Origin of the sequence: Halorubrum rubrum, assembly GCF_024494685.1 — an archaeon.
GTDB classification, from domain to species: domain Archaea; phylum Halobacteriota; class Halobacteria; order Halobacteriales; family Haloferacaceae; genus Halorubrum; species Halorubrum rubrum.
Map to the genome: position 1 here is coordinate 214706 of NZ_JANHDM010000003.1, position 26205 is coordinate 240910.

At 71.0% G+C, this 26205-nt stretch carries 28 protein-coding genes; 13 read left to right on the forward strand and 15 right to left on the reverse strand.

Annotated features, from left to right (window positions below):
* The first annotated feature begins 14 nt into the window (after window positions 1–14).
* Window positions 15–458, forward strand: a complete 444-nt coding sequence (locus NO889_RS05355) for a DUF7313 family protein (protein WP_256411241.1) — start codon at window positions 15–17, stop codon at window positions 456–458.
* Between the two features lie 584 nt (window positions 459–1042).
* Here the strand turns inward: NO889_RS05355 and NO889_RS05360 are convergent.
* The 7 genes from NO889_RS05360 to NO889_RS05390 form a co-directional block, all read right to left on the reverse strand.
* Window positions 1043–1315: a DUF7314 family protein gene (locus NO889_RS05360; protein WP_256411242.1), complete on the reverse strand. Its 273-nt coding sequence runs from the start codon at window positions 1313–1315 to the stop codon at window positions 1043–1045.
* Window positions 1316–1319: 4 nt separating this feature from the next.
* Window positions 1320–1778: a DUF7315 family membrane protein gene (locus tag NO889_RS05365; protein WP_256411243.1), complete on the reverse strand. Its 459-nt coding sequence runs from the start codon at window positions 1776–1778 to the stop codon at window positions 1320–1322.
* Between the two features lie 36 nt (window positions 1779–1814).
* Window positions 1815–2603 carry a cytochrome b family protein gene (locus NO889_RS05370; protein WP_256411244.1) on the reverse strand — a complete coding sequence of 263 codons (789 nt, stop codon included), beginning with the start codon at window positions 2601–2603 and terminating at the stop codon, window positions 1815–1817.
* A 4-nt stretch (window positions 2604–2607) separates the two neighbouring features.
* Entirely contained in the window at window positions 2608–3417 is an 810-nt protein-coding gene (locus NO889_RS05375) for a cytochrome b (RefSeq protein ID WP_256411245.1), read from the reverse strand.
* 7 nt (window positions 3418–3424) lie between these two features.
* On the reverse strand, window positions 3425–3814 hold the full coding sequence (locus NO889_RS05380; RefSeq protein ID WP_256411246.1) for a DUF7318 family protein: 390 nt from the start codon (window positions 3812–3814) through the stop codon (window positions 3425–3427).
* Entirely contained in the window at window positions 3811–4452 is a 642-nt protein-coding gene (locus NO889_RS05385; RefSeq protein ID WP_256411247.1) for a halocyanin domain-containing protein, read from the reverse strand. Before NO889_RS05385 ends, NO889_RS05380 begins: the two co-directional genes overlap by 4 nt.
* A 97-nt stretch (window positions 4453–4549) precedes the next feature.
* A complete protein-coding gene (locus NO889_RS05390) occupies window positions 4550–5458 on the reverse strand; it encodes a DUF308 domain-containing protein (RefSeq protein WP_256411248.1) in 909 nt (302 codons plus the stop codon).
* Window positions 5459–5631: 173 nt separating this feature from the next.
* Here NO889_RS05390 and NO889_RS05395 point away from each other — a divergent pair, with 173 nt between their 5' ends.
* The 7 genes from NO889_RS05395 (at window position 5632) to NO889_RS05425 (ending at window position 11330) form a co-directional block, all read left to right on the forward strand.
* Window positions 5632–6114, forward strand: a complete 483-nt coding sequence (locus tag NO889_RS05395) for a DUF7321 family protein (protein WP_256411249.1) — start codon at window positions 5632–5634, stop codon at window positions 6112–6114.
* Between the two features lie 140 nt (window positions 6115–6254).
* Window positions 6255–6875 carry an HAD family hydrolase gene (locus NO889_RS05400; RefSeq protein WP_256411250.1) on the forward strand — a complete coding sequence of 207 codons (621 nt, stop codon included), beginning with the start codon at window positions 6255–6257 and terminating at the stop codon, window positions 6873–6875.
* Entirely contained in the window at window positions 6872–7849 is a 978-nt protein-coding gene (locus NO889_RS05405; protein WP_256411251.1) for a CobD/CbiB family cobalamin biosynthesis protein, read from the forward strand. The genes NO889_RS05400 and NO889_RS05405 overlap by 4 nt, the downstream gene beginning before the upstream one ends.
* Window positions 7850–7935: 86 nt before the next feature.
* Window positions 7936–8700, forward strand: coding sequence for an adenosylcobinamide-GDP ribazoletransferase (cobS, locus tag NO889_RS05410; RefSeq protein WP_256411308.1), 765 nt, complete (start codon window positions 7936–7938; stop codon window positions 8698–8700).
* The gene (locus NO889_RS05415) at window positions 8685–9362 is read left to right on the forward strand and encodes an NTP transferase domain-containing protein (protein WP_256411252.1); all 678 of its coding nucleotides are present in this window, start codon (window positions 8685–8687) and stop codon (window positions 9360–9362) included. The genes cobS and NO889_RS05415 overlap by 16 nt, the downstream gene beginning before the upstream one ends.
* A gap of 46 nt (window positions 9363–9408) precedes the next feature.
* Entirely contained in the window at window positions 9409–10416 is a 1008-nt protein-coding gene (gene cobD, locus NO889_RS05420) for a threonine-phosphate decarboxylase CobD (protein WP_256411253.1), read from the forward strand.
* Window positions 10413–11330, forward strand: a complete 918-nt coding sequence (locus NO889_RS05425) for an adenosylcobinamide amidohydrolase (RefSeq protein ID WP_256411254.1) — start codon at window positions 10413–10415, stop codon at window positions 11328–11330. The genes cobD and NO889_RS05425 overlap by 4 nt, the downstream gene beginning before the upstream one ends.
* Window positions 11331–11400: 70 nt before the next feature.
* Here NO889_RS05425 and NO889_RS05430 read toward each other — a convergent pair whose 3' ends face one another.
* Both NO889_RS05430 and NO889_RS05435 read right to left on the reverse strand, forming a co-directional pair.
* Window positions 11401–12324, reverse strand: coding sequence for an MBL fold metallo-hydrolase (locus NO889_RS05430; protein WP_256411255.1), 924 nt, complete (start codon window positions 12322–12324; stop codon window positions 11401–11403).
* Window positions 12324–14156: a radical SAM protein gene (locus tag NO889_RS05435; protein WP_256411256.1), complete on the reverse strand. Its 1833-nt coding sequence runs from the start codon at window positions 14154–14156 to the stop codon at window positions 12324–12326. The genes NO889_RS05430 and NO889_RS05435 overlap by 1 nt, the downstream gene beginning before the upstream one ends.
* Window positions 14157–14404: 248 nt before the next feature.
* On the opposite strand from NO889_RS05435, the gene NO889_RS05440 reads away from it, so the two are divergent.
* The 3 genes from NO889_RS05440 to NO889_RS05450 all read left to right on the forward strand — a co-directional run bounded on the left by NO889_RS05440 (window position 14405) and on the right by NO889_RS05450 (window position 15490).
* The gene (locus NO889_RS05440) at window positions 14405–14788 is read left to right on the forward strand and encodes a hypothetical protein (protein WP_256411257.1); all 384 of its coding nucleotides are present in this window, start codon (window positions 14405–14407) and stop codon (window positions 14786–14788) included.
* Window positions 14789–14871: 83 nt separating this feature from the next.
* Entirely contained in the window at window positions 14872–15027 is a 156-nt protein-coding gene (locus tag NO889_RS05445; protein WP_185955728.1) for a DUF7559 family protein, read from the forward strand.
* Between the two features lie 4 nt (window positions 15028–15031).
* Entirely contained in the window at window positions 15032–15490 is a 459-nt protein-coding gene (locus NO889_RS05450) for an Hsp20/alpha crystallin family protein (RefSeq protein WP_256411258.1), read from the forward strand.
* 1 nt (window position 15491) lies between these two features.
* Here NO889_RS05450 and NO889_RS05455 read toward each other — a convergent pair whose 3' ends face one another.
* Window positions 15492–16694: an NAD(P)/FAD-dependent oxidoreductase gene (locus tag NO889_RS05455; RefSeq protein ID WP_256411259.1), complete on the reverse strand. Its 1203-nt coding sequence runs from the start codon at window positions 16692–16694 to the stop codon at window positions 15492–15494.
* Window positions 16695–16753: 59 nt separating this feature from the next.
* Complete coding sequence (locus NO889_RS05460; RefSeq protein WP_256411309.1) at window positions 16754–17536, reverse strand: DUF7388 family protein; 783 nt, start codon at window positions 17534–17536, stop codon at window positions 16754–16756.
* A 359-nt stretch (window positions 17537–17895) separates the two neighbouring features.
* On the opposite strand from NO889_RS05460, the gene NO889_RS05465 reads away from it, so the two are divergent.
* Window positions 17896–18921, forward strand: a complete 1026-nt coding sequence (locus NO889_RS05465; RefSeq protein ID WP_256411260.1) for a glutathione S-transferase family protein — start codon at window positions 17896–17898, stop codon at window positions 18919–18921.
* Window positions 18922–19424: 503 nt separating this feature from the next.
* Here NO889_RS05465 and NO889_RS05470 read toward each other — a convergent pair.
* Both NO889_RS05470 and NO889_RS05475 read right to left on the reverse strand, forming a co-directional pair.
* Window positions 19425–21929 (reverse strand): efflux RND transporter permease subunit, encoded by a 2505-nt coding sequence (locus tag NO889_RS05470; protein ID WP_256411261.1) that lies wholly within the window; start codon window positions 21927–21929, stop codon window positions 19425–19427.
* A 150-nt stretch (window positions 21930–22079) separates the two neighbouring features.
* Window positions 22080–24128 (reverse strand): COG1361 S-layer family protein, encoded by a 2049-nt coding sequence (locus NO889_RS05475; protein WP_256411262.1) that lies wholly within the window; start codon window positions 24126–24128, stop codon window positions 22080–22082.
* 256 nt (window positions 24129–24384) lie between these two features.
* Here NO889_RS05475 and NO889_RS05480 point away from each other — a divergent pair, with 256 nt between their 5' ends.
* Window positions 24385–25050: a TetR/AcrR family transcriptional regulator gene (locus NO889_RS05480; protein WP_256411263.1), complete on the forward strand. Its 666-nt coding sequence runs from the start codon at window positions 24385–24387 to the stop codon at window positions 25048–25050.
* A gap of 7 nt (window positions 25051–25057) precedes the next feature.
* Here the strand turns inward: NO889_RS05480 and NO889_RS05485 are convergent, their stop codons facing one another.
* Both NO889_RS05485 and NO889_RS05490 read right to left on the reverse strand, forming a co-directional pair.
* Window positions 25058–25759 carry an HD domain-containing protein gene (locus tag NO889_RS05485; RefSeq protein WP_256411264.1) on the reverse strand — a complete coding sequence of 234 codons (702 nt, stop codon included), beginning with the start codon at window positions 25757–25759 and terminating at the stop codon, window positions 25058–25060.
* 72 nt (window positions 25760–25831) lie between these two features.
* Window positions 25832–26161, reverse strand: coding sequence for a transcription factor S (locus NO889_RS05490; RefSeq protein ID WP_256411266.1), 330 nt, complete (start codon window positions 26159–26161; stop codon window positions 25832–25834).
* Window positions 26162–26205: the final 44 nt, after the last annotated feature.

Sequence of the window (26205 nt, forward strand, 5' to 3'; positions counted from 1 at the left end):
ACGGAGGGATCGGTATGGATCCACTGCAGTTCCTCGTTCCGTTCGGCTGGCTGTCGGCCGTCGGTCCGGCGTTGCCGTACGCGATCCTCGTGATGGCGCTCGCGAACATGGCGACTCGGCACCTCGCACACGGACGGCACGTGGAGCAGGCGGAGGAGGGAGACGCGGTCGAACAGTACGGCCCGCACGTGTTCACGAACTTCGGACTCGCCCTGTTGAGCTTCCTGTTCGCGGTCCACGCGCCGACAAGCGGGACCATCCTCACGTTCCTGGTCGTGACGATGATCATCGCGGACCTCTTCGAGTTCGAGGCCCGCAACGTCGAGGCCCGCAACGACATGACCGTCGAAGCCCCGAAAAGCGCCATCGTCACGTCGGGGCTCGTCCTGTTGTACGCGTCGTACTACTCGCTGTTCTTCCTCGTCGAGGGGTTCTGGAACCAGGCGATCGTCGCCTGAGCGAGCGGCCCCTTTTCACCGCCGTCGTCCTCGAAGCGGTTTATCGCGCAGCGTCGAACCGACGGCCATACGACGCCGAGTCGGAACGAGTCTGTACGCCGGACTCCGCTTCCTCGTTCTCGAACGACGCCGCTCGCGGACGCTCTCTACAGGTGACGTGACGAGCGATCGCTTGGACGGTGGCGCGCCGGTGACGAGGGTGAGGGGTGGGGCGCGGAGCGGTCGCGGTCGGATGAGACTCAACGGGGCAGTCATCGGCGGCGTTGCCGCCGGCTGCCAGAGGCGCAGGAGTCGTCACGGCTGGGCCTTTGGCGGTAGTCACCGCGCTGGCAACTGCGTACAGCCGAGCGGCTGGGGCTTTGGACGTGTTTTCCCCGGCAAGAACCACTCCTCGGTCACACCGATCGCCGTCGAAACGACCGTGCCACTTGTCCTCAAAACGTAACGGCCGTTTCGGACGAGAACAGCCTCAAAGGGACGCCTTCGACGGAGCCGTCGTCGTCCGATCCGCGAATCACACCGACCGGCGTTCACGCGGGGGGTCGTCGGGACGACGGTTCATTCGCTCGGTTCGCTCGACCCGCTCAGTTCGCGGCGTCGTCGCCGATGCTGCCCCGAAGCTCCCGGCTGATCGGGATGAGTATCCAGAAGGTGATCGGGCCGAGGATCATCAACCAGTAGAGCACGTCGCCGACGAGTACCGCGGTCTCGCCGTACACCGTGCTGACGCCCTCCGGCGCGTTCACCAGCTGAACGACCTCGTAGTACGAGGGGGTCCGGTACCACGCGCCGAAGGTGATCCAGCCGAGACCCCCGACGGCGAACAGGACCAGCCCTTTCATGAACTCGTCTGCCATTGTATCACCCTTCGTTGGAGTCCTCTTGAGGCTTTCCCATTCCCTGAGCGCGGAACCGCGTCCCGAGGACGTACACCGCCGTTCCGAGCAGTATGGAGCCGACGCCGGCGATGGCGAGAAGCGCCGTCAGCGTGTCGGCCGCGAGCCCGATCCCGACGCTATCGAGCGCGAAGACGATGAGTCGGCGCACGACGCTCACCTGAAGCGTCGCGGCGTCGACGAGGACGAACCCAACGAGATACGTCACCACGGCCGCCAGCGTCGAGAGCGCGGTGACGGTCTTGTACAGTCGGAGCGGGACGACCACCTCGCGACCGTTCGGCCCGATCCGCGGCCCGACCGGCTCGTTTCGCGGGTCCGCCTCGTCGTCGACGGCGATCGGATCGCCGGTGTCGTCGACCGCCTGGTACTCCTCGTGATCGTTCGGGTCGTCACGGTCGACGGTATCGTCGGTGTCGGGCATGGAAACGAAAACGGGAACGATGGGGGTCTTCGACCGTTACTTCGGCGGGCGGAGCATGTAGTACCGACGGTTGAGGTCGTACATGTACCCCTCCCGCATCGTCTTCAGGACGGCGTAGGTGATGATCCCGCAGAGCACCGGCAGCAGGAACGTCAGCGTGATGAGCAGGTCGAGCCCGAACGGGAAGAAGTTCTGGATGGCGAGCGCGGCGAGCGTAAGCGACAGCACGACGCCGGTCATGCCGACGGCCGCCCAGAACGGCTCCTCGACCGGCCGCCGGGCGCTTCCCTTGTTGAGGAACGGCACGAGCGCGATGGCCCCGAAGACGATGCCGTGCGCGATGATCCCGAGGAACTCGTTGCCGAGCAGGATCTTCCCGTCGAGCACCGCGAGCTCGGGGTTGAGCGGGTTGAGCTTCAACAGCCCGAACGACCAGTAGAGGTACCAGTCCGGGAGGATGATCGCCGGCGTCGAACCGGGGTTGGCCGGGTGACCGAAGTGCGGCGGCATCAGCGCCGCGATGAAGATCAACATCCCGACGAAGAAGCTCGTGATCGCGAGGTTACGGATCGTCTCGTGAGGCCACGCAGGGAAGCCGAGCACGTCGCGTTCGACGTACGTCGACTCCGCGCGCAGGTCCTCGTCCTCGCGACGCGAGCGTTCGAAGTACTGATAAGTGAGCTGGGCGAGCCCCTGGGAGTGCTCCTTGCGCTCGCTCCACGTCGGGGTCTCGTCGTCCGGCGGCACCGTCGCCGGCGGGCCGCCGTCGGCGCGCGCTTCCTCGTCGGTTCCGCCGTCCGTCATGGGTTCGTTGTCGTCGGTCATTGGCTTAGTGCGGCTCCGCGATCCCCTGCACCCAGACGATGCCGACGTGGAGCGCGATGAGCGACGTCACCACGAACGGCAACACGAAGACGTGCAGGATGTACATTCTCACGAGCGTCGCCTGTCCGAGCGTGAACCCGCCGAACAGGAGCTGTGCCGCCCACTCCCCGACGATGGGGGTCGCGAGCGCCATCTCGACGCCGATCTGTGCCGCCCAGAAGGACAGCTGCTTCCACGGGAGGACGTACCCGGAGAACCCGAAAAAGAGGGTCAATCCGATCAGGACGACCCCGAGGATCCAGTTGACCTCGCGAGGCTCCTTGTACGCGCCGGTGAAGTAGACGCGCAGCATGTGGAGGAACACCGCCGCGACCATGAACTGGGCCGCCCAGCTGTGGATCGACCGAAGCATGAACCCGAACTGGACGTCCTTGAGGATCAGGACGACCGAGTCGTACGCCGCCGTCGGGTCGCCCTGCGCGGCCGCTCCCGCCGTCGACGGGGAGTAGTAGAAGCCCAACATCGCGCCCGAGACCGCCGCGACGAGGTAGGCGATGATGGAGAGGGACCCGAGCGAGTACAGCGGGTACCAGTACCAGAACTTGTTGTCGAGGTCGTACTGTTCGGTGTGACTCTTGGGCATCTGGAGGTTCGCGCGGTAGTACATCGTCTCCAACAGCTCGAGGTAGTCGACGATGCGAAGCCGCTTGTCGACCCAGATGAGCGTGGTGAGGAACGCGGTCTCGATGGCCGTCAGATCCTGTTTCTTGAGCCACGCGTTGTGGTCCATCTCGTCGGTCTTTTTGAGGCTCATTGGTTGATCACTTCTTGTAGTACGGGTACACCGCCCGCTTGACGGTCTCCCAGGCGTCGCCGGTTTCCAGCTCCACGCCGTCCTTCTCCTCTTCGCGAACGTAGAGGTCCTCCCACTTCCGACGGCGTTTCTTGACGATCATCACGTCGGGGAGGAACTCCTTCCGGTACAACAGTAGAATGAACGCGAGATCCAAAAAGATCAGGGCCAACAGCGCGCCCATGAACATGTTTCCGGCCTCCGTCGACGCCCACGTGAACATGAGCCCGTAGACGAAGAGGAAGACGAACACGACCTCGATCACCGTGAGAAGAACGATGGCGATGGCGGCGGCGGTACTCTCTCTGGCGGGCTCGTACCGGTGGATGTCGCCGTACGAGGAGCCGCTCGAACTCATCGGCTCCCCCCGTGCCCGGTGTGTGCGGACTCGCCGTACTTCAGCATGTAGAAGGTGAACACCATGGTAAGCACGATCCCGAGGCCCGCGGAGACGCCGACCCAGTGGGCGTGGATCGGCATGCCGACGTCGGCGATGTCCTCGGGCCAGCCGGTGTTCGCCCCGCCGGTCTCGACGGTTTCGACGTCCTCGCCGACGGCGATCCCGGCGTGCATGCCGACGGCGTCGTGAGGGACGCAGTGGTAGTGGGTGATGCCGGCGTCCTCCTCGGTGGTCTCGTACTCGTAGGTCTCTCCCTCCTCGTCGACGGGATCCCCGCTGTCGAGGGAGGCCGGTCCGTCGACGGTGACGACGTTGTGAGCCCCACCGCTGCCGGACCACTCCCAGGTGATCGTCGTTCCCGTGTCGACCCACGCGAGAGTGGGATCGAACGCCAGCCCGTCGCTACCGGCGCCGACCGTGATGGTCACCTCGCTTTCACCCCGGAGGTCCTCGTAATTCCCCCCGTTTCCGTCGGCCGCGCCGCTCGGCCAGTCCGGTTGTACCTCCTGTGCGGCGGCCGTTCCGGTCACACCGGCCGAGGCCGCGGCCGCGGCGGTCGTGCCGCCGGCCGTTCGCACGAATTCCCGCCTTTTCATACAGGTTCACTCAGGACGGGGTGCGCTTAAACCCACCGACTATCGTCGATCGGTGGGCGGATAGTAAGAGGGGTTGAGACCCCCGAATTCGACCGTTTCACCGATCGTCGCTCTCCTCGTTTAGAGCCTCTCCCTCGACCGGGACGAACTCCGGTCGCTCCTCGGCCTCCCGGAGCGCGCGCAGCCGGTCGCGGTACTCCTCCGAGCGGAACCGATCGGAGAGTCTCGCGTTGGCGACCATCGCGAACAGGAAGAGTCCCACGAGCAGGAACACGATCCCCATCGCGGGACCGACGATGCTCCCGAGGTCCATCACGAGCGACGCGACGAGGAGGGCGACGCCCGCGATCACCTGAACCGCCGCGACGATCTGGATGATCAGATTGCCGAACTCGCCGGAGCCCTCGGGAACCGTCTCGGGGTGCGGAAGCGACCAGTCCTCGGGCGGGTCGGCCACGTCGTACTCCTCCATCGCCGCGAGCGCGACGAGCGGCTCCACGTCCCGGAGCACCGTCCCCCGGCCGCTCACCTCTCCGCTCGGACGGACGATCGCGTATCCCTCGTCGGAGTAGACGAGCACGCGCTCCTCGCCGTCCTCGCGGACGCGCTCTAAGAGCCCGAACACCTCTCGGCGGGCGATCCGTGACTTGAGTTCGTCCTCGACGCGATCGAGCAGACGCGGGCCGGTGATCCACGTGTCGGGATCGAAGGCGGCGTTCCACTCCTCGGCGCTCATCCGAGCCATGTCCGCGGGCCCGAAGTCGTCGAAGTCGTACTCGGCGTCGACCCGCTCGCGGAGCTCGGCGAGGTCGCCGTCCGAATCGGACTCGCCGGCGGTGGGAGCGCCGGGGGCACCATCGCGACCGGACCCGCCATCGGCCCGATCCGCGGAGCCGTCGACGGCCGGATCGTCGACGCCCTCGCGCTCGTCCTCCCGGTCCGACCCGCCCTCGACGGCCTCCCCGTCGGGACCGTCCGGCTCCGACTGCGTCGAGGTGTCCTCCATCGCCCGGACGTACGCGCTCGGGAGGGTAACTCTTTTTCGTCCGATGGCGCTCCCCGAGAACGGTTCGTCGGGACTCGACGGCTCGATCGTGAACCGACGCGTGCCCGTGGATCGAACCGACGGTGCGTCCGCGGATCGGGGAGTTTTACGCGCCCGAGACCGAAGTCGGAGTCATGGTCGACGAGTCGGTGATCGCGGCGGTGGCGGGGCTGTCCGTGACGGCGAGTCTCCCGTTCCTCCTGTACGGCGCGTGGATCATGATCGACACCGAAGTGGTGACGTGGAACGTGTTGACGCGCCACTTGCGATACATCCTCGTCGGCCTCCTGTTGACGACCGTACCCGTCGTGACCTGGATGCTCCCGCGGATCCTCGGACAGCTGTCGGGCGGGGCGGTGGTCCACGCCTTCTTCGGGCTTCAGGCGTACGCGTTGTTGACGTTCGCGCTCACCGGGATCGTCCGGATCTTCCAGGCCAAGCGGGACGCCGACGCCTACGAGGACCCCGACGTCGACATCGACGAGATCCACGAGGACATGGGTCACTGGCGGAGCCGGCTCCGTGTCGGCGTCGCCGGGTTCATGATCCTCTGGCTCTGCGCGTGGCTCTCCGGGCTCTATCGGTTCTACAACCTCCACCTCGCGCAGTTCCTGTAGTCGCTCGGGGCCGGTGCCGCGGGGCCGACCCCGAAGCGTCGGGCGAGCCGACGGACCGCGACCGACGGGACCGCCGAGGCTCCCGCGAACCGTGACCCGACCGACAGGTTCAATCCCGGTTTGTCCCTACAAGGGGTATCGTGGCAGTTACCTTCGATCTCTTCGGCACGCTCGTCGACGTCGAGTATCCGACGGACCCGGCCGAGGTCGTCGCGCGCGAACTCGAGTCGCGGGACGTCGCCGTCCCGGACGACTGGCACGTCGCGTACGGCGAGCGACACGCCGACGCCCCGGAGGGCGCGGAGGTCCCCCTCCCGGCGCACGTGGCCGCGGCCCTCGACTCCCGTGGCGTCGCCGCGCCCGACAACGTCGTCCGGCACGCCGTCGTCGCCGCCTTCGACCCCGACGTCACGCGTCGTGAGGACGCGCTGGAGGCGGTTCGGGCGGCCGCCGAGGGCGGCCCGGTCGGGATCTGTTCGAACTGTGCGGTCCCGGAGCTCGTCCCCCGGACGCTGATACGCGCGGGACTCCGCGGCGAGTTCGACGCGGTGACGACCAGCGTCGGCTGCGGCTGGCGGAAGCCGCACCCGAAGGCGTTCGAGGCCGCGGCCGAGGCCCTCGGCGTCGTGCCGTCCGCGCTGGTCCACGTCGGGGACGACCCGGCGACCGACGGCGGGATCGTCGACGTGGGCGGGCGCTTCCTGGACGTGACGGAGATCCCTCTCGACGCGATCGGCGGCGAACTGGAGGCCGAGCCGTGACGCTCGCGGCGGCCGGCGCGCTCGCGCTCGCCGCCGCCCTCGACCGAACCCTCTCGGAGCCGCCCGCCCCCCTCCACCCCGTCGCGTGGCTCGGCCGCGGCGTCGCCGCGCTCGACGACCGCCTTCCCGACTCCCGCGCCGTCGGCGTCGCCCTCGCGGCCGTCGCTCCCGTCGCGTTCGCCGTCCTCCTCGCCGCTCCCGTGTTCGTCGCCGGCGCGCTCCGTTCCACCGCCGCCGTTCCGGCCGCCGCCGTCCCGATCGCAGCCGCGGCCGCGGGTCTCGTCCTCTTCGCGTGCTCGAGCCACCGGATGCTCCTCTCGGTCGCCCGCGACGTGATCGACCTCGCCGACCGCGACCTCGAGGCGGCGCGCCGCGAGTTGCGCGCGCTCGCGGGTCGGGACGCCGCGAGCCTGTCGGCCGAACACGTCCGGTCGGCGGTCGTCGAGAGCGCGGCAGAGAACCTCGCGGACGGCCTGATCGCGCCGCTTCTCGGCTTCGTCGGCGGAGCCGCGCTCGCCGGGGTCGTCGGGCTCTCGCCGGCCGACGGACTCGCCGTCGCCGCCGGCGCGGCCGCCTGGATCAAGGGCGTCAACACGCTGGACTCGATGCTCGGGTACCGCGACCGGCGGGCCGGCCGGGCTCCCGCGCGGCTCGACGACGCCGTCATGTGGCTCCCGGCGCGGGCGACCGCGCTCCTGATACTCGCCGCGGGCGGAGGGCGAACCGCCGGCGCCCCCGTCGCGAGCCTCGGTCGCGTTCGATCGGCGGCTCGCGTCCCCGACTCGCCGAACTCGGGCTGGCCGATGGGATCGCTCGCGGCGGTTCTCGGCGTGCGACTGACGAAACCGGAGACGTACACGCTCTTTTCCGAGGCGCCGCTCCCGACGGCGGCGGAGGCGAGGGCCGGCGTGCGGGTCGTCTCGCGGGCCGGCTGGCTCGGGATCGGCGTCGCGGGGGTGTCGCTGGCGCTGTGACGGGGAGCGAGGCCGGCGTCGACGACGGCGGTGGGGACGGAGCCGACGACCCCGCCGCCGGTGCCGCCGCGCAGCCGACGCGTCCGATCCCCGCACTGCGGGGTGCGTTCACGTTCCTGACGCGGGTCCCGGTTCCGGGAGCCGACCCCGCGGACTGGCACGCGTTCCGGCGGTCGCCCTGGACGTTCCCGGCGGTCGGGGCGGTCGTCGGCGCGGTCGCGGGGCTCGCCTTCCTCGCGCCGTCGCCGTGGACCGCCGCGGCCGCCTACCTCCTCGCGCTCTACCTCCTCACCGGCGTCACCCACGCCGACGGGCTCGCCGACCTCGGCGACGCGATCGCCGCACACGACCCGGACCGCCGGCTCGCGGTCCTGAAGGACGCCGACCTCGGCGTGGGCGGCGCGCTCGCGCTCGCCGTCACGCTGCTCGCGACGACCCTCGGCGCGCTCGCGCTCGCGACGGGCCTCGCGGGCGGCGGCACGCGCGACTGGACGGCGGCGTTCCGGATAGCCCTCGCGGCCGAGGTCGGCGCGAAGGCGGGGATGGCGGTCCTCGCCTGCCTCGCGACGCCCGCCCACGAGGGGTTGGGTTCGGCGGTCGTCGGCGGGGTCGGTCCGCGGTCGCTCCTCCCCGTCGCGCTCGTCTCGGTCCCCGTCCTGCTCGCGGCTCCGCCCGGCGCGCTCCCGGCGCTCGCGGCTGCGCTGCTCGCGGCCCCGGTCGTCGCGGTCCTCCTCCTCGTCCGCGTCCGTCCCTGGCTCGGCGGGGCGAGCGGCGACGTGCTCGGCGCGGCGAACGAACTCGGGCGCGCGGTCGCGCTCCACGCGGGGGTGGTGGCGTGGACGATCACGTGACGGGCGGCGGCGGTCACGGAACGAGCACGGACGACCGCGGAACCGACGCGCCAGCCGATCTCCCGGCTATTCTCCTCTGTGGGGGGCGCGGAACGCGTCTCGGCGGCGACGCGGAGAAGCCGCTGGTTACGGTCGGCGGGCGTCCCATGGTCGCGCGCGTCCTCGACGCGCTGGCGAACGCGCGCGTCACTCGCGCCGTCGCCGTCGCGTCGCCGCACGCGCCCGAAACCCGTCGCGCGCTCCGGGACGAACTCGCCGGGGAGGCGGCGGTGCCGTGTACCGTCCTCGACGGGGGCGGAGAGGGGTACGTCGCCGACCTCGAGGTCGGCCTCTCGGCGGTCGACGGGCCGGCCATCACCGTCGCGGCCGACCTCCCGCTGCTCCGCGGGCGCGACGTCGACGACGCGATCGACGCGGCGGTCTCCGCCTCGGACGGCGCCGTCCGGTCGGTGACGGTCTGCGTGCCGGTCGCGTACGAGCGCGACCTCGGCGCGAGCGTCGACGCGTCGTTCGAGCACGCCGGAGCGCCCGTCGAGCCGACCGGACTGAACGTCGTGGGCGACGGCCCGGACCGGGTCGTCGTCCGCGAGCGGGACTCGCTCGCGGTCAACGTCAATCGGCCGGGGGATCTCGACCTCGCGCGCCGGCTGGTAACCCCGTGACCGATCGTAGAGGGGGTTTTTTGGAGTTCGCGTCGGGATCGATGACATGGACGCAGAGGCGCTGGACGACATCGATCGGGTGCCCCACGGCGGCGCCACGGACCCCGGCGTGGTCGACTTCAGCGCGAACACGAACCCGGAGAGCCCCTCGGGCGTGACGGCCGTGTACGACTCGGCGCTCTCGGCGTCGAGGAGGTACCCCGCCGACGACTACGTGGCCTTCCGCGCCGCCGCCGCCGACTACGTCGACTGCGCCCCCGCCGAGGTGATCCCGACCGCGGGCGCGATGGCCGGGATGCGGCTGCTGTTCGCGCTCGCCCTCGGCGACGGCGATTCCGCGATCGTCCCCGAGCCGTCCTTCGGGGAGTACGCCCGCGAGATCAGTCTCCAGGGCGGCCGCCCGGTGTCGGTCGCTCACGACGCGATCCTCGACGTCGACCCGGCCGACCACGCGCTCGTCGTCGTCTGTACGCCGAACAACCCGACTGGAGAGCTCGTCGACCGCGACGACCTCCTCCGGCTCGCCGCGCGCTGTCGGAAGGTCGGGACGACGCTGTTCGTCGACGAGGCGTTCCTCGATTTCACCCCACAGCGGTCGCTCGCGGGCGAGCCCGGCGTCGTCGTCGCGCGCTCGCTCACGAAGGTGTTCGGGCTGCCTGGACTGCGCGCGGGCTTCCTCGTCGCGACGGGGACGCTCCGCGACCGGCTCGACCGCGGGCGACTCCCCTGGGGGCTGTCGACGCCGGCGGCCGCGGTCGGCACCCACTGCCTCCGGCGGACGGAGTTCGTCGAGCGAACCCGCGAGCGCGTCGCCGCCGAGCGCGAACGCGTCCGCGAGCGTCTGGCGGCCGAGTGGGAGGTGTACCCCTCCGACGCGCCGTTCCTCCTCTTCGACACCGGGGCGGACGACCCCGACGCCGTGCTCGCGGCCGCCAGGGAGCGGGGAGTCGTGCTCCGGGACGCGCGATCGTTCCCGCGACTCGACGGTCACCTGCGGACCGCGATCCGCCGACCGCGGGAGAACGACCGGCTCCTCGACGCGCTCGGCGTATGAGTTCCCGCTCGCCCGCGTTCCGCGCCGAGGTCGCCGGCGGCGTCTGTCGGTTCCGACGGGCCGACGGGGCGACACGGTTCCTCTCGACCGGGTTCGACGGCGGCGTGCGGGTCGCCGACGCCGCCTACAACGTGACGGTTCCCGAGGGCTGGGGCGACGCGGGACGCCGGGACCTCCGCGGGTACGTCGACGGCCGGATCCGGGACGCCGGGTTCCGGGTCGGGGGCGGGACCGCGAGCGACGACCGCACCGCACCACCCGCGCTTCTGACCGGCGTCGATCAGCGGCACGCTCGGATCGCGCGACTCGACGGGGCGACCGCGGTGGCCACCGCGGGCGTCTCGAACCCGGCCGCGTTGCCGATCCCGGACGGGGACGCCGAGGCCGTCGGCGAGGGCGACTCCGCCCGCGTCGGCACCGGCATCGTCGGAGACGACGCCGACGCTCCCGAGGACGACGCCGATACCCCCGGAGACGACGCCGCTCCGCACGCCGGCACCGTCAACCTCCTCGTCGGAGCGGATCGGGCGCTCGCGCCGGGCGCGCTCGCGAACCTCGTCGCGGTCGTCGCCGAGGCGAAGGCGGCGACGCTGCTCGCGACGGTCGGGTTCCCCGGCACGACGAGCGACGCGGTCGTCGTCGGCTGTCCGGCGGAGCACACCGATGCGACCGGGTCGGATCCGACGGAAGGGGACGCGGCCGCGACCGAACGGGAGCCTGCCGCGTTCTCCGGTGCCGCCACTCCGGTCGGGTCGGCGGTCAGAGCGTGCGTCCGCGACGCGGTCCGCGCCTCGCTCGTCTCGCGGTACGGGCCGGCGCTCGAGGCGGCTCCGGCGTCGGTCGCGAACGCGGAACACGGCGTCGTGACCGACCGCCGATCGACGGTCGAGCGGGCGGGCGGCGGCTCGCGATAGCCGCCGGGGCGCGGACGATCGCTCTCAGTCCGCTACCCGCGTCCCGTCCGCCATCCGAAACGCTCGCCGGCTACCCACGCGTCCACGACGCGTCGATCCGTCCCTCGGCGGTGAGCTTCTCGAGGTGGGCGCGGACCGTCGCCCGCGCGAGGTCCTCGACGCCCGTCACGTCCCTGTCGTAGGCCGCCTCGAGGACCGCGTCGACGTCGTTCGAACCGGCCTCGACCGCAGCGAGCACCCGCCTTTCGCGTTCGAGCCGGTGGTCGATCAGCCGGTCGCAGGTCGCGGACGGGTCGTCGATCGGGGGCCCGTGACCGGGGTGGAGCCGGACGAACCCGCCGTCTCGGACCCGCTCGAGGCTCGCGAGGTACTCGCGGAGGTCGCCCTCGGGCGCGCCCACGACGACGCTTCCCTCCGCGACCGCGAGGTCGCCGACGAGCGCCTCGGCCGGTCGTTCGGTCTCGTCGCCGCCACTCTCGCCGCCGCCGTTCCCGTCGCCTCCGTCCCCACCCCCGACCGCGAACGCGACGTGGTCGGGCGCGTGCCCCGGCGTGTCGAGCGCGCGGACGCCGGTGGTCCCGATCGCGTCGCCGTCGCGGAACGTCGCGTCCGGGTCGATCCCGGTCGCCTCGCGGAACCGTTCGACGTGGTCCGCGTGCGCGTGGACGGTCGCGCCCGTCCGAGCCGCGTAGTCGGCGACCGCGCCGACGTGGTCCGGGTGCGTGTGGGTGACGGCGATCGCCTCGATCCGGGACTCCTCGCGCGCCGACCCGTGCGTCGGCGGGTCGTCCGCGGCCGATCCGTGCGCCGCCGCTGCCGACCCGCGTTCCGCCACGGCCGCGTCGAGCGCGTCCGTCCGGGCCGCGGGATCGACGAGGAGTCCGCCCGCGAGGTACGCGTTCGTCGTTCCCGTCGCGGCGCGGGTGTCGACCGGAACCTCGACGCGGGTGACCGCCGGGGGCGAGGGGTCGCTCCCGTCCGCGCCCGCCGACATCAGTCTCCCCGGCCGAGCGTCGACCGGGCGTCGGGACCGGGACCGGAGCCGGCGCGCTCGCGGCCGGGGATCGGGACCGTCGCGTCGCCGGCGACCGCGAACCGCGAGAGGTCGGCGACGCCGGCGTCGACCGCGTCGACGGTCTCGTAGGGGCGGCCGACGACGACGTCGCCCGCTTTGTTTCGGTTGATCCCGGGGATCGCGGTCAGCTCGTCCATGGAGGCCGCGTTGACGTCGAGGGGATAGGGGACGCCCGTCGCGGAGCGGTAGCCGTGGTCGGTGATCGCCACGTCGATGGCGGTCCCCAGCTCGCGCTCGCCGGGGACGGCGACGAGCAGCGCGTAGGTGCCGAGCTGGCGGCCGAACGTCTTCCCGTCCTGGTGGTACTCCAGGTGGACGTCCGGAAGGACGGTTCCGGGCGGGACCACCCGGTCGAGCATCGGGTTGTCGATCGTCTCGCGCACGTCGCGTTTGTACGCCTGGAACCGGTCTCTGTGTTCTTGAGCGATCTCCGCGCCGGTCTCGGCCATCTCCGTGCCCGCGAACGCCATCACCTGCCGGACGTTGATCCGCCGGAGCATGAGCCCCTCGTCGTAGACGCGCTGGAGGAACCGTTTGTTGTGCTCGTACGTCTCCGGGCGCTCGCCCTTCAGCCCGTGGACGAGGTTGATCCCAGGGAGGAGCTTCGGGAGCCGCGGCGAGGCGTCGGGGCCGGTTGAGGGGCCGTAGCGGCGGTCGGGGTCCGGGCCCTCGACGCCTCCGGGCTCGCCGGCCGGGGGATCGCCCGGCCGCCAGCCGCCCTCCTCGTTGACGACGCGGACCGCCTCCAGACACTCCTCGGCGGTGACGAGCAGGTCGTTCTCCTCCTGGACGACGGGGTCCGCGGACTCGAGCCCGAACGCCGCCGTGTCGCCGGGCGTGTTGTGCTCGGCGATGACCCGGATCGCCTCGCGGGAGGCCTCGGGGTAGTCGGTGATCGTCACCGGGTTCATGTTGTCGAGGTGGAGCGTCTCGAGGTCGGGCGCGACCTCGCGGATCCCGCCGTACAGCTCCCGCAGCGCGTCGGGGTTCGGGGCCTCGCCGTCGCCGCCGAACGCGAGGATGTCGGCCTGCCGTCCCAGCCGGAAGTGTTTGACCCCCCGATCCGAGAGCGCGTCGACCTCCTCGACGACGGAGCGCGCCTCGCGGAACGCCGGGTTGCCGTAGAGCGGCTCCGTACAGAACGAACAGCGGTACGCGCAGCCGCGGGAGGTCTCCATCTCGCAGATGAGGTAGTCGGGGTGGTTGGGGTGGTGTTCGACGACGAACGCCCCCTTCTCGGCCCACCGGTCGACCTCGTCGTTGTCGCGCATCCGGTTTCCGAACCCCTCGAGCCCGTTCGCGACGAGGTCGTGGGCGGCGGCCTCCACGTCGCCCTTCGCGACGAAGTCGTAGTCGAGGTCGTCGCGCTCCATGTCCTGTGCGCCCGCGTTCTCCTCGCCGACGCCGAAGCGGACCGGGCCGCCGAGCAGCGTGAGGCCGTCGGCGGTCCACCCCAGCTCGCGCACCTCGTCCGGCTCGGCGGGCGTGCCGCCGACGTAGCTGCCGGGGACCGTCATCCCGCCGACGTAGACGAAGAGATCCGCGTCGGCGACCTCCGCACGTTTGTTCCGGTCCTCGCGCAGTTCGTCGATCGTGTGGTAGGTGATCTGTCCCTCGGGAACGCCCGCGTCGACGAGCGCGCCGGCCGTGTACCGCGGGTACGTCGAGACGTACGGCGGCACCCCGAAGTGCGCCGGCTCGTCGACGTAGCCGTCGACGATGGTGACGGAGAGGTCGGCCGGGTCGGTCATGTTGGAGCCCCGTACTCGGCCGAGAGGGAAAACGCGTGCGGAACGGCGGGGGAACAGGACGTGTACGCTCGTGTGTCCCGGCTACGGAAACGTCGAACGCATATCGACCGCTCGATCGAGCGGTTCGTCTCCGATCCGACGGACGGAGGACGCCAGCAGTTTCGGGCCGATCGACGCCACCGGGTGGGGAACTACATTCACGATCCGCTCCCGACCGTTTATACCAGATCGAGGGCAAACGGGCCTACGTGTCCCCTCGCCGCGCGACCCTCCTCACGTACGGATCCGTCGGGCTCCTGGCCGCCCTGAGCGCCGCTCGGCTCCTCGAGTCCGGCAGCGTTCCGTGGGCGATCCTCGCCGGCGTCGCGGTCGCGACCGCGGTCGTCCTCGGCCCGGTCGCGTGGCTCGCCCGCGACCGACTCCCCGAGGACCGCCGGGAGACGCTCTGGATCGTCGGGATCGCCCTCGCGCTGCTCGCGTTCCCGGTGTGGCTCGGGGGCTCGATCGCGTTCGGGCTCCCGCTGCTCCGGTGGCTCGACGCCCTCCTCGTCGGCGTCGCGGTCGGGACGAGCCTCGTCGTCCTCGCCGAGTACACGGTCGTCCCCGAGCGACTGCGCGGGTTCGGCGTCTGAGTCGGCGCGTCCGAACGCGATCCGCCGCGACGGGACCGCCGCCGCCACGTCGTTTAAGCCGTCGCCGGTCCAACGATCGGGTAATGCCATCGACGATGGAGGTCAAATGCGAGAGCGACGACTGCGAGCTCGACATGTTCGAGAACCACTACACCTACGACGTCCCCGACGACCACGCCGTCACCGACCTGACGTGTCCGTACTGCGGCGGGGACGACCTCTCCGAGATCGAGGTGTAACCCCGTGACCCGCATCGTCGACACCGGCCGGTCGGTCCTCCGGCAGGCGCTGGAGCGCGTCGGCCGCGGCTGGAGCCGGATGCAGGAGCGCCGACCGCTCTCCTCGGACCTCCTCGAGAGCGAGGACGCCTACCTCGTCGTCTTCGACGCGCCCGGCGTGAGCGGCGAGGACGTGGACGTCACGTTCCTTGACCGGACGGTCGAGGTCCGGCTCGACCGCTTCCGTGACTTCTACGACGGGTTCGACGTGGTGTTCCCCGGCCGCGGGCTCACCCTCTCCGGCAGCGCGGAGCTCCCCGCCGACGCCGACGTGACGCCCCACGGCGCGAACGCGACGCTCACCCGCAACGGCACGCTACAGGTCGAGATCCCGAAGGACGGCGCGGCCGAGGCGGTCGCCGTCGTCGAGGAGGGGGAAGGCGAGGACGTCGACCCGGACGGCGCGGCCGACGGCGGCTCGTAACCTATCGGTTGCTCACCGACATCCCCTCCTCGATCTCGAACGTCTCGTCGCCCTCGAACCGGTTCGGATCGAACGCCTCGACCCACGGCGAGTCGGGGTCGTCGACCGTCGCACCGGACAGCGACGCGAGCACGCCCTCCGCGAGGAGCTCGCCCGTCGCCGGCGCGCGCATGAATCCGTGGCCCTGCCAGCCGGCGGCGACGAAGACGCCCTCGCCCACCGGACCCAAGAGCGGGTCGCCGTCGGGCGTCGCCGTACACAGCCCGGCCCACGCGCGCGCCACCTCGGGGTCGTGATCGGCGCGCTCACGGAGCGCCGTCGAGACGTTCTCGACGAACCAGTCGTCGCCCTCGCGGTCGTACGCGTCGGGGTCGGCCTCGAACGGCTCGGTGCCGTCCCCCGCCAACAGCCCCGTGGGGTGCGGGCGGAAGTAGACGCCGGCGGTGGCGTCGTACGTCATCGGCCCGCCGTAAGCGACCCGGCTCGTCAGCGCCTGGACGCGGTACGGCTTCACCGGCACCGCTATCTCGCCGGCTTCGAGGAACCGCTCGGTGTGCGCGCCGACCGCGACGACGACCGCGTCGTACGCCCGCTCCTCCCCGTCGACGCGGATCGTCGCGCCCGCGTCCGCGACGAGTTCGACCGCGGCGTCGGTCTCGACGGTCACGCCCTCCCGCTCCGCGCGCTCGCCGAGCGCGACCACGTAACTCTCCGGATCGGCCCAGCCCGCCCCCTCGCCGACGGCCGCGACCGCGAGGTCGTCGGTCGAGAGCGGGAACCGCTCGCCGAGTTCGTCGGGGTCGACGACGGACACCTCCAGGCCGTGCTCGCGCATGCGGTCGACCATCTCCGGCACCGCCTCGGCGTCCTCGTCGCCCTCGCGGACGGCGATGACGTACGGACAGGGCGAGAAGTCGAAGCCGGGAAGCGCCCGGTCGAACGCGCGGAACCGCTCCATCGCGCGGGCACCGATCGCGGCGTCGACGTCCTCGGCGTAGGCGTCGTAGAGCACGCCGGCCGCCCGACCGGACGCGCCGCTCGCGAGCTCGTCGCGCTCGAAGAGGGTCACCGTCGCGCCGCGCGCGGCGAGATCGTGGGCGGCGGTGACGCCGACCGCGCCGCCGCCGACGACCGCCACGGACGGGTCCGCGGTCCCGGCGGCGTTCGAGGGCTCCACAGCGTCCGAGGGGTTCGAGTCCGTCATCGACGGCCCTTCTCGAAGCGGCAATAAAAACGGTCCGGCGGTCGCCGGCGGGACCTGCGCTACCGGACGAACTCGTCGATCCCGCGGGCGGGGTAGCCGACGACGCGGTCGACGCCGGCCTCCCGAAGGGCCTCGACGCGCTCACGGACCGTCTCCGGCGACCCGACGAGCGCGAAGTCGCGCGCGGCCGCCGAGAGCACCTCGCGGGTCCGCCCCGTGGCGGTCCCGTCCGTCGGCGGGTCCTCGCCGTCGGGGTCGTCCCCGCCGGGGAGCGCGCGGGCGACCGGCCGCCGCCGGGAGACGTACGCGCCGACCGCCTCGAGGACCGCGTCCTCGTCGTCGGTCAGCACGGTCGGGGCGTAGACGGCGATCTCGCCGTCGAATCCGGCGGCGCGGAGCGCCCTGGCGTCCCGCTCCGTCGACCGGGAGAGCAGCTCGTACTGCGTCCCGCCGGCCGCGAGCGCGAGCCGCTCGACGCCCTCGGTCCCGATCCAGGCGTCCGGGGCGGCCTTCCGGGCGGCCCCGAACCGCGGAGCGATCGCCCGCGACGCCTCCGACTCGTCGAGGTACGCGCCGTGACCGGCGACGAGCAGCCGGCGCGCCCGGTCCGGGATCCGGTCGAGCAGCGAGTCGTCGCCGAGCGGGTCGAACCCGTCGGCGCGGACGGGCGTGGTTACGTACAGCGACTTCGCCTCGGCGATCGCCTCGAGCGTCGCGGCGTCCGGGAAGTGCTCGCGACCCTCGTAGTCGATCGCCACGCGGTCGACCGGGAGATCGACCGCTCGAGAGACGTCGCACTCGGCCGGCTTCAACGCCGCCGCGTCGATCCCGGCGCGAACCATCGGGTTCGCGTCCCCCGGAACCTCGCGGTCCTCCTCGGTCGCTTCGCCGTCGCTACCGGTCAACATCCCGTTACACCCCACGTCGATCGGCGGGCGGCCGTCGCCCGCGCTGAACTGTCCGTGCTCACGTAGAACTCCTCGTTACGATCGCGGAACGCGATCCATCGCCTGTGCGGCCATGACGGAGGTGTGTACCGCGCCGGGCGGGTTAAACCCGTCGGCACGCGGCGGCGATCGCGGTCGAGCGCGTCCGCCGGACGATCGCGAGCGTTCCCCGAGACGCTCGGGGGACTCGGGGTCGCGCCGGGTGACGCGCACGTCCCCGCCCTCGTTATGGGCCTCGAGCCCGTCGTACGGCTATGAACCAGCTCGTCGACGGCGAGTGGCGAACCGGCGCGTACGAATCGACCGACGAGGAGGGGGCCTTCCAGCGCGGCGAGACCACCTTCCGGAGCTGGATCGCCGGCAGCGACGTGCCCGAGCACGTCGACGCCGAGCCCGAGGAGCGCTTCCAGCCGGAGGCGGGACGGTACCACCTGTACGTCTCGTACGCCTGTCCGTGGGCCCACCGCACGCTGCTGGCGCGGTCGCTGCTCGGCTTGGAGGACGCGATCGGCGTCAGCGTCGTCGACCCGTGGCGCGGCGCGGACGGCTGGCAGTTCTCCCCGGAGAAGGCGGGGTGTACGCCCGACCGCCTCCACGGCAGCGACTACCTCCGCGAGCTGTACGTCGCGGCCGACCCCGACGCGACCTGCCGGGTGACCGTGCCCGTCCTCTGGGACACGGTCGAGGAGACGATCGTCAACAACGAGTCCCGCGAGGTCCTCCGCATGCTGACGACCGCCTTCGACGACCTCGGTAACGGCGTCTCGCTTCTCCCCGACGACCCCGCGGCACGCGACCGAGTGGACGAGACCATTACCGAGATCTACGAGCCCGTCAACAACGGCGTCTACCGCGCCGGCTTCGCCACCTCCCAGGCGGCGTACGACGACGCGATCGACGACCTCTTCGGCGCGCTCGACCGCTGGGACGAACACCTCGCGGACCGGCGGTACCTCGTCGGCGACTCGCTCACCGAGGCCGACATCTGTCTGTTCACGACGCTGGTCCGGTTCGACCAGGTGTATCACACCCACTTCATGTGCGACCGGCAGTACGTCCACCAGTACGAGCACCTCTGGCCGTACCTGCGCGACCTCTACCAGACGCCGGGCGTCGCCGACACGGTGAACATGGCCCACATCGAGGAGCACTACTACACGACCCACCCGGACGTGACCCCCTCGGGGATCATCGCGCGCGGCCCCGACCTCGACTTCGAGGCCCCCCACGACCGCGACCGACTCTCCGGATCGCCGCCGACGCCCCGCGCCGACGACTGAGCGAGGACCGTATCGGCTCCGTCGTTGAGACGTGTCGTTCCGGTCGCGGTCAGTGTAGACGAAGGAGCGAGCGATCGCCGGAGCGGTGGCGCGCCTCCGAGCGAGCCATCGGCTCGCGAGGAGCCCGCGAGGGACGCCGCGAACGGTGCGAGGTGCGAACGAAGTGAGCACCTCGGTAGCGAGCGGTGAAACCGCGAGCAGTGAGCGACGAGGCTGGGGAGGTGTGAGGTGCGGTTGCGGGCGGGGGGGACTCAAAGGGGCAGCCACGAGGACGAAGTACGGCGCAGCAAGGACCGCAGGAGCGAACGAAGTGAGCGACGAGGACCGAAGCAAGCCGCGCGAGTCCTCGTGGCTGGGGCTTTGGCGACGGTCACCGCGCCAGCAACGATCCTCTTCTATTCATCCCATTTCCCACCGAAACACCCATCCAATACGCACTCGAACCGTATCGGGCGTTTCACGACGTCAGTGTCCGAAAACAGGACGTCGACGGATCCTCTATCCTACCGTCCGCCGCGCTCCGCCTCGCCCTCCTCCCGAAGCGTCGCCTCCAGCCCGAGGCCGACGCGGGAGCCGTAGCGGTCCCAGACGACCACCAGGGAGGGAACCAACACGATCGAACAGAGGTACGCGTAGAACACGCCGAGCGCGAGGAGCGCGCCGAACTCCTGGATCAGCGGGATCACGGCGAGCCAGAGCACGCCGAGGCCGGTGACGGTCGTGAGCATGCTCCCGGTGAGCGCGCCGCCGGTGCCGCCGATGGTGACGTCGAGCGCCTCCTGAAGCGGCGCGCCGCCCGTGTACTCGTCGACGAACCGGTGGACGAAGTGGACGGTGTAATCCACCCCGAGCCCGATGGACACGGAGAGGATCGGCGCGTTGATCGGGGTCAGCGGAATGTCGAGGAGCCACATCGACCCGGCCAGGAGCCCGACCGTCGCGAGCACGGGGACGAGGTTCAACACGCCGTACACCGCCTTCCCCTCCAGATATCGGTAGGATAACATGAGGAACGCCGCGGTGAAGACGAACGCCGCGATCAGGCTCCGGATCGCCGACTCGAGGAGCAGGTCGATCACGGCCTCGTTGACGACGAGCTGGCCGGTCGCGACCGCGTTCAGGGGGGTCCGGTCGGCGAGCTCCCGGACGTCCGCGACGGCCTGCGCGCTCTCGACGCCGGGCCGGATGGTGTAGTCGATGCGGGCGCTCCCGCGGTCGGCCGCGATGTACCCGCGCGCCCGCTCCTCGTCCGAGGAGTCGAGCAGCGCGTCGTACACCTCGTCGACGTTCCGGTCGGGGACGCCCGTGCCGAGCCGGTCGTTCCGCTCGACGAGCCGACGGAACTCGGGGTCGGTCTCGGCGCGCTCCTCGATCACGGTGACGACGCTCGTGCTCTGCGCGCGGCGCTCGTCGGTCGTCGCGAACGTGTCCGGCGGGTTCCGCGTGGTCCGGTCGATGAGCTCGAGCGAGTCGTCGTCGCGGACCGACTGGTCGACGTACAGCGTCACCGACCCAACGAAGTCCTGGTCGAACTCCTCCTCGAAGAGGGTGAGCACGTCGAGGAACGTGTACTCCGTCGGCGCGAGCGGCTCCGGAAGCTGGCTGTACGTCTCCAACCGGTCCTCGTCCGGGAAGAACGCCTCCTCGGAGAATTCGGTGTCGACGCCGGTGCCGTACGCGCCGCCGAGCGCCCCGCCGAGGAGCACGACGACCACGACGAGGACCGGCGCGACCCGCGAGAGGTCGACGCCCACGTGCAGGACGCGGGAGAGCCGCGACCCGCCCGTCCCGAGCGGCGTCGAGCCGAACTCGGGGATCGGCAGCCGCTCGCGCCACCGGTCGACGAGCACCTTCGCGGCCGGGAGGTAGACGCCGAAGACCACCAGGGTGAACACCATCCCCACGGCGGCGACGATCCCGAAGTCGCGGTTCGGGTCGAACGGGCTCACGACGTTGGCGATCAGGCTGACGACGGTCGTGATCGTCACGAGCAGGAACGCGATGAACAGCTGGTCGGTCGTCGTCCGCATCGAGTCGCCGATCCCGCCCCCGTCCATCCGCTCCTCGCGGTACCGGTTGATGATGTGGATGCCGAAGTCGATCCCGACGGCGACGAGGAGCGGGAAGACGGTGACGAGCGAGTCCGAGAAGGGAATGCCGGCGTACCCCATGAACCCGAACGTCCAGAGGACGGACACTCCGAGCGCGGAGAGCCCGAGCGCCATGTCGATCGGGTCGCGGTAGGCCAGAAGGAGGAACAGCAGGATGAACAGGATCGCCGCGGGAAAGACGATGACCGCGGTGTCGGTGAGCAGCGCGTTGATCTCGCTTTGAAGGATCCCGTCGCCGAAGAGGATCGCGTTCTCGCCGGCCTCCATTCCCGGCACGGAGTCGACGACCGCGACGCTCCGGACCTGAAGCGTCTCGACGCGCGCGGTCGTCGCCGCCTCGGGCACGTCGTAGGTGACGCCGACGATCGCGCTGTCGGCCTGCTGGGCGGTCGGATTGTAGTCCGTCGACACCTGCGCGGCCACCGAGCCGGACTCGTCGGCGGCCTCGATCGCCGCGGCGAGCTCGGTCGGCGTCGCCGCCGCGACCGCGTCGCGCTGTTCGCCGGGCGTCTCCGCCGACGGGTCGAGCTGGCGGGCGACCGCGTTCGCGTGGCTCGACGTCGACCCGACGCGGAGCGTCGAGCGCGACTCCAGTCTGTCCTGCGTCTCGAGGATCCGGATCAGCGCGTCCCGCGAGAGGACGTTCCCCTCGGTGACGATCACCTGCGCGGAGGTGGCCGAGCCGCCGATCGAGGACTCGAACTCCTCGTCGATCTCGTCGAGCGCCTGCTGGGCCGGGATGTCCTGGGTGAACTGGTCGGCTCCCGCGGACGTCGATATCGCCGTGACGCCGCCGAGCGCGACGACGCTCACGAGGAGGAACGCGACGACCACGGCGACCGGCCGACCGGTGGCGAGCTCGTTGACGCGCTCGACGACCCGGTCGGCGGCGGTCACCGTCGCCTCCGCGGTCGCGACCGTCGTCCGGTCCCCACTCGCGGTCGCGACCGTCGTCCGGTCCCCTCCCGCGAGACCGAAGGGAGCGTCGACGGGGAACGGCGCGGGTCGAGTTCGGTCATCGAGTGCGCGTCGAGTCCCGTCATCGGGTCATGTTCGCCCGCGGTACCAGACCGCCGCGCCGACGAGCCCGGCGAGGACCAGGAGGCCGAGAACGATCGTGCCGATCGAGGGCCCGCCGCCGTCGTCGACCGGTTCAGACACGTCGATCGGGTACTGGGTCACGTCGGAGATCCGGTCGTTCCCGCGCTCGTCGTCGTACCGGAAGTCCAGCTCGACCGGGTACGTCCTGACGCCCGCGCTCCCGGCGGCGGACACCTCGAACCAGATCTCGGTCGACTCGCCGGGCTCGAGCTCGTCGACGAACGCCTCGTCGGTCACGGGCGAGATCGGGTCGTCGGCGTACAGCCCGGCGTTGATCGACGAGAGCGTCTCGGGGCGCTGATTAGTGATCTCGAAGGTGATCCGCCGAGTCTCGCCGGCCGGCACGACCGGGTCGTCGGCCTCGACCGTGAACTCCGGCTCCCGCGGGGCGACCTCGATCCGGGCGGTCGACTCGTCCGTCAGCGTCGCGTCATCGCCCGCGTACTCCACGGTGAATCTAACCTGTCGGGGGCCCGGATCGGCCTGGCCGCTCACGTCGGCGTCGAACGAGAAGTCGGTCGAGTCGCCGGGCTCGAGGTCTGGAAGCGCGTACCGGCTCTCGCCGAGCGTCACGCGCGTGCTCCGCGGTTCGGCCACCAGCACCGCCTCGTCGACGGCCCGCGGCCCGTCGTTCGTGAGCGTCCCGTCTATCGCCCCCGAGTAGCCGACCTCCAGGGTCGAGTCGACGCCGTCGAGCGCGAACGACTGTCCGGGACCCACCTCGATCCGGGCGGTCGACTCGTCGGTCGCGACGCGGTCACCGCTCCCGTGTTCGACGGTGAACCGGACCTGCCGCGGGCCGGCGTCGGCCTCCGGGGTCACGTCGGCGTCGAGCGAGAACGCCGACGACTCACCCGGCTCGAGGTCGGGGAGCGCGTATCGGCTCTCGGAGAACGTCAGGCCGGGGCTCGTCGACTCGGCGACGAGGACGGCGTCGTCGACCGCCAGCGGGCCGTCGTTCTCGACCGTCCCGGTGACGTCGCCCGAGTGGCCCACGTCCAGGCTGCCGTCGACCCCGTCGACGGCGAACCGCTGTTCGGGCGTCGGCGTCACTCCGACGCGCGAGGACGGCGAGGTGGTCTCGGCCCCGTCGCCGTCGCGGTACTCGACGTTCGAGCGCAGCACGTAGGTCTCGCCGGCGAAGTCGGGCGCGACGGACGAGTCGAACGCCACGGTGCGGTTCTCGCCGGGCTCCCAGTCGCCGACGAACACGTCGGGCGGACCGTTCGCGCCCACCGTGACGCCGCTGCCCGAGGCGCTCCCCGTGACGACCGCGTCGCGGGCGGTCTCGTCGCCGACGTTCCGCAGCGTCGCGTTCACCTCGCCGGTCCCGCCGACCTGCGCGTCCGTGTCGGCGTCGACGATCGCGAACCGCGCCCCGTCGTCGACCACGACGGTGACGTCGAGCTCCTCGCTCCGGGAGGAGTCGTAGTTGGTGCTCTGATTCGGAACGATCGTCCGGGTGTAGTGGTAGTCGACCGTCACGTCGAGTTCGTACTCGCCGTCCGCCGCGTCGTCGGGGACGGCGATCTCGATCGGGACCGAGGTCGGCGTGCCGGTCGGCACGTCGCCGACGGCGACATCCTCGCTCGTCACCTCGATCGGGTCGTCCTCGTCCTCGGCCTCCGCTTCGAGCGTGAGACTCCGCGCGGTCGTCACGCGCGGGTCGAGGTCGCTTCCGATGTCCATCTCGCCGGTGTTGAGGAGGTCGACGCTGATCGTCGACTCGCCGCCGGTCGGGACCGTCGGCTGTGGAAGGTACGCCTCGAGGTCCGGCTCGCCGCGGACCTGTCCGGCCTGATCGACCGCGTCGTCGCCGGCGGGCTCGACCGCGAGCGCGCTCGCCGTGCTCGACGCGTCCGACCCGCCGGAGACCGCCGAGGGCGAGGTCGACGTCGGCTGCGCGGCGACGCCGGCGAAACTCCCGATCGCGGCGACGACGAGCGCGCCCGCGACGACGACGGCGACCGCCGTGCGTCCGCTCGGCGGCGTCACCGCTCACCTCCGGCGTCGGAACGCCGGGAAGCGGGTGTTCGGAGGGCAGAGATCGGAACATCGGACGGGACGCGGGGACGGGACGTGAGAAGGGCGGCGGAGGCGGGAGCCGCGAGCGTGACGTCGCGACTTCGGAGGGACGACCCTCCGAGCGCCGGTGGTCGAGTCATGGGTTCGCCTCTCACGCCCGCGACATAAGCGTGTTGAATGAACGTTCAATCAGGACCGATATATACCCGTGCCGGGTACACCGCGCATGGACGACCCGTTCGCGGAGCCGACGGACACCCGAGAGGCCATCCTCGGCGCGGCCTTCCACGCGCTCTGTGAGCACGGGTACGCGGACCTCACGATAAAACGGATCGGCGAGGCGTTCGAGAAGAGCCCCTCGCTCGTGTACCACCACTACGACGGGAAGGACGAGCTGTTGGTCGACCTCCTCGAGTTCCTGCTCGAGGGGTTCGAGACGACCGTCGCGGGCGACGCCTTCGACCTCCCGCCGCGGGCGCGTCTCGACGCGTACGTGGCCGCGATGACCGACCCGAACGGTGTCGACGACGAGCGCGCCCCCGACGGGCGCTTCCTCGCCGCGATGGTCGAACTCCGCGCGCAGGCGGCGACCGACGAGGCGTACCGCGAACACTTCGACCGGAGCGACCGCGTGTTCCGGCGGTTCCTCGAGCGGTCGATCCGGGAGGCGGCCGCGGAGGGACGCCCGGACGGCCGAGGGATCGAGGAGGGCACCGCTCCGGGGGGAGCCGACGTCGATCCGGCGGCCGTCGCGGAGACGCTCCAGACGCTCTCGATCGGCGCGATGGTGCGGCGGTCGACGACGACCGATCGCGAGTGGACCGGGGCGGTCCGCGAGGAGGCGAGCCGGTACCTCTCGCGGACGCTCCCCGCGGTGGACCCGGACGCCTAGCGGTGGCTCACCGTTCGGTGACGCCGTCGGCGTCCATCCGGCTGACCTCCTCCTCGAGCCACTCGCGGATCCACTGGACGCGTTTGATCCGCTGGTGGGCGATGCTCTCCGCGGTGTCGGAGACGACGCGGTCGGTGTGGTCGCGGCCGCGCTCGAGGACCCGGTCGACCATCTTCGCGGCGTCCATGTGAGTGCGAGACTCGTAGCCCATCCGCAACAACATGAGGACGGCCCCGTTCGCGCCGACCTTGTCGAGCACGTCGGCCTCGATCAGACATCGGCTCTCCAGGGGAACGTCCGCCAGGTCGCCGGTGTAGGAGTGGTCGACGATCGCCCCGCACACCTCCTCGATGAAGGACTCGGGATAGTTGCCGCGGCTCTGGAGGTACTCGCGGGCGACGCGCGCGCCGGCCTCGGCGTGGACGTCCTGGTCGACCTCGAGTTTGGCCACGTCGTGGAACGCCGCCGCCACGCGAACCACGTCGACGTCCGCGCCCTCGGCCTCGGCGATCTCCTCGGCGAGGTCGATCACGTTGAGGACGTGATTGAAGCGGTACTCCGCCGAGTGCCAGGGATACCACCGCATCCGGCCGCCGTCCTCCTCGCTCTCGACGCTGGCCGCGAGGTAGTCCCGGACGAACCGTTTCATCTCCTCGAAGTCCTCGTCGTCCACCTCCGTTTCCTTAATCTCGACGCCCACGGAGACCACCCCAGGCGAAAAACTCGTGATTCATTAGCCTAACGGAGGGGCGTTCCGTTCTTAGTCGTTACGACGAGGGACTCAGTGGTCGTCCTCTCGCCACTTGTGTTCGCACTCGGTACAGACGAAGAATCGTGTCTCGGACTCGTCCGCCGACCGGATCTGTTGCATGTACCAGTACGCGCGGTCGTTGCCGCACTCCGGGCAGTGGGCGGTCGTCTCCGGGAGTCCCTTGTCCTCGGCGTCGCTGACGTCGACGATCTCCGACTCCTCCTGTGACTGCGTCGTCCAGGCGTCCTCCTCGTCCCCGTCCTCGTCGCGGTCGGTCTCGTATCCGCAGGCGTCACAGACCCAGTGGTCCTCCCCCTCGCCCGACTTCATCATCGAGCCGCACTCGTCGCAGAACTTCATGCCCGAACCAACGAGGGGCGACACATAAGCGGCGGGATTCCGCC

Coding starts and splice junctions, on each gene's coding strand:
- NO889_RS05355 (WP_256411241.1), top strand. CDS start 15: ATGGATCCACTGCAGTTCCTCGTTCCGTTCGGCTGGCTGTCGGCCGTC.
- NO889_RS05360 (WP_256411242.1), bottom strand. CDS start 1,315: ATGGCAGACGAGTTCATGAAAGGGCTGGTCCTGTTCGCCGTCGGGGGT.
- NO889_RS05365 (WP_256411243.1), bottom strand. CDS start 1,778: ATGCCCGACACCGACGATACCGTCGACCGTGACGACCCGAACGATCAC.
- NO889_RS05370 (WP_256411244.1), bottom strand. CDS start 2,603: ATGACCGACGACAACGAACCCATGACGGACGGCGGAACCGACGAGGAA.
- NO889_RS05375 (WP_256411245.1), bottom strand. CDS start 3,417: ATGAGCCTCAAAAAGACCGACGAGATGGACCACAACGCGTGGCTCAAG.
- NO889_RS05380 (WP_256411246.1), bottom strand. CDS start 3,814: ATGAGTTCGAGCGGCTCCTCGTACGGCGACATCCACCGGTACGAGCCC.
- NO889_RS05385 (WP_256411247.1), bottom strand. CDS start 4,452: ATGAAAAGGCGGGAATTCGTGCGAACGGCCGGCGGCACGACCGCCGCG.
- NO889_RS05390 (WP_256411248.1), bottom strand. CDS start 5,458: ATGGAGGACACCTCGACGCAGTCGGAGCCGGACGGTCCCGACGGGGAG.
- NO889_RS05395 (WP_256411249.1), top strand. CDS start 5,632: ATGGTCGACGAGTCGGTGATCGCGGCGGTGGCGGGGCTGTCCGTGACG.
- cobD (WP_256411253.1), top strand. CDS start 9,409: ATGGACGCAGAGGCGCTGGACGACATCGATCGGGTGCCCCACGGCGGC.
- NO889_RS05425 (WP_256411254.1), top strand. CDS start 10,413: ATGAGTTCCCGCTCGCCCGCGTTCCGCGCCGAGGTCGCCGGCGGCGTC.
- NO889_RS05430 (WP_256411255.1), bottom strand. CDS start 12,324: ATGTCGGCGGGCGCGGACGGGAGCGACCCCTCGCCCCCGGCGGTCACC.
- NO889_RS05435 (WP_256411256.1), bottom strand. CDS start 14,156: ATGACCGACCCGGCCGACCTCTCCGTCACCATCGTCGACGGCTACGTC.
- NO889_RS05445 (WP_185955728.1), top strand. CDS start 14,872: ATGCCATCGACGATGGAGGTCAAATGCGAGAGCGACGACTGCGAGCTC.
- NO889_RS05455 (WP_256411259.1), bottom strand. CDS start 16,694: ATGACGGACTCGAACCCCTCGGACGCTGTGGAGCCCTCGAACGCCGCC.
- NO889_RS05460 (WP_256411309.1), bottom strand. CDS start 17,536: ATGGTTCGCGCCGGGATCGACGCGGCGGCGTTGAAGCCGGCCGAGTGC.
- NO889_RS05465 (WP_256411260.1), top strand. CDS start 17,896: ATGAACCAGCTCGTCGACGGCGAGTGGCGAACCGGCGCGTACGAATCG.
- NO889_RS05480 (WP_256411263.1), top strand. CDS start 24,385: ATGGACGACCCGTTCGCGGAGCCGACGGACACCCGAGAGGCCATCCTC.
- NO889_RS05490 (WP_256411266.1), bottom strand. CDS start 26,161: ATGAAGTTCTGCGACGAGTGCGGCTCGATGATGAAGTCGGGCGAGGGG.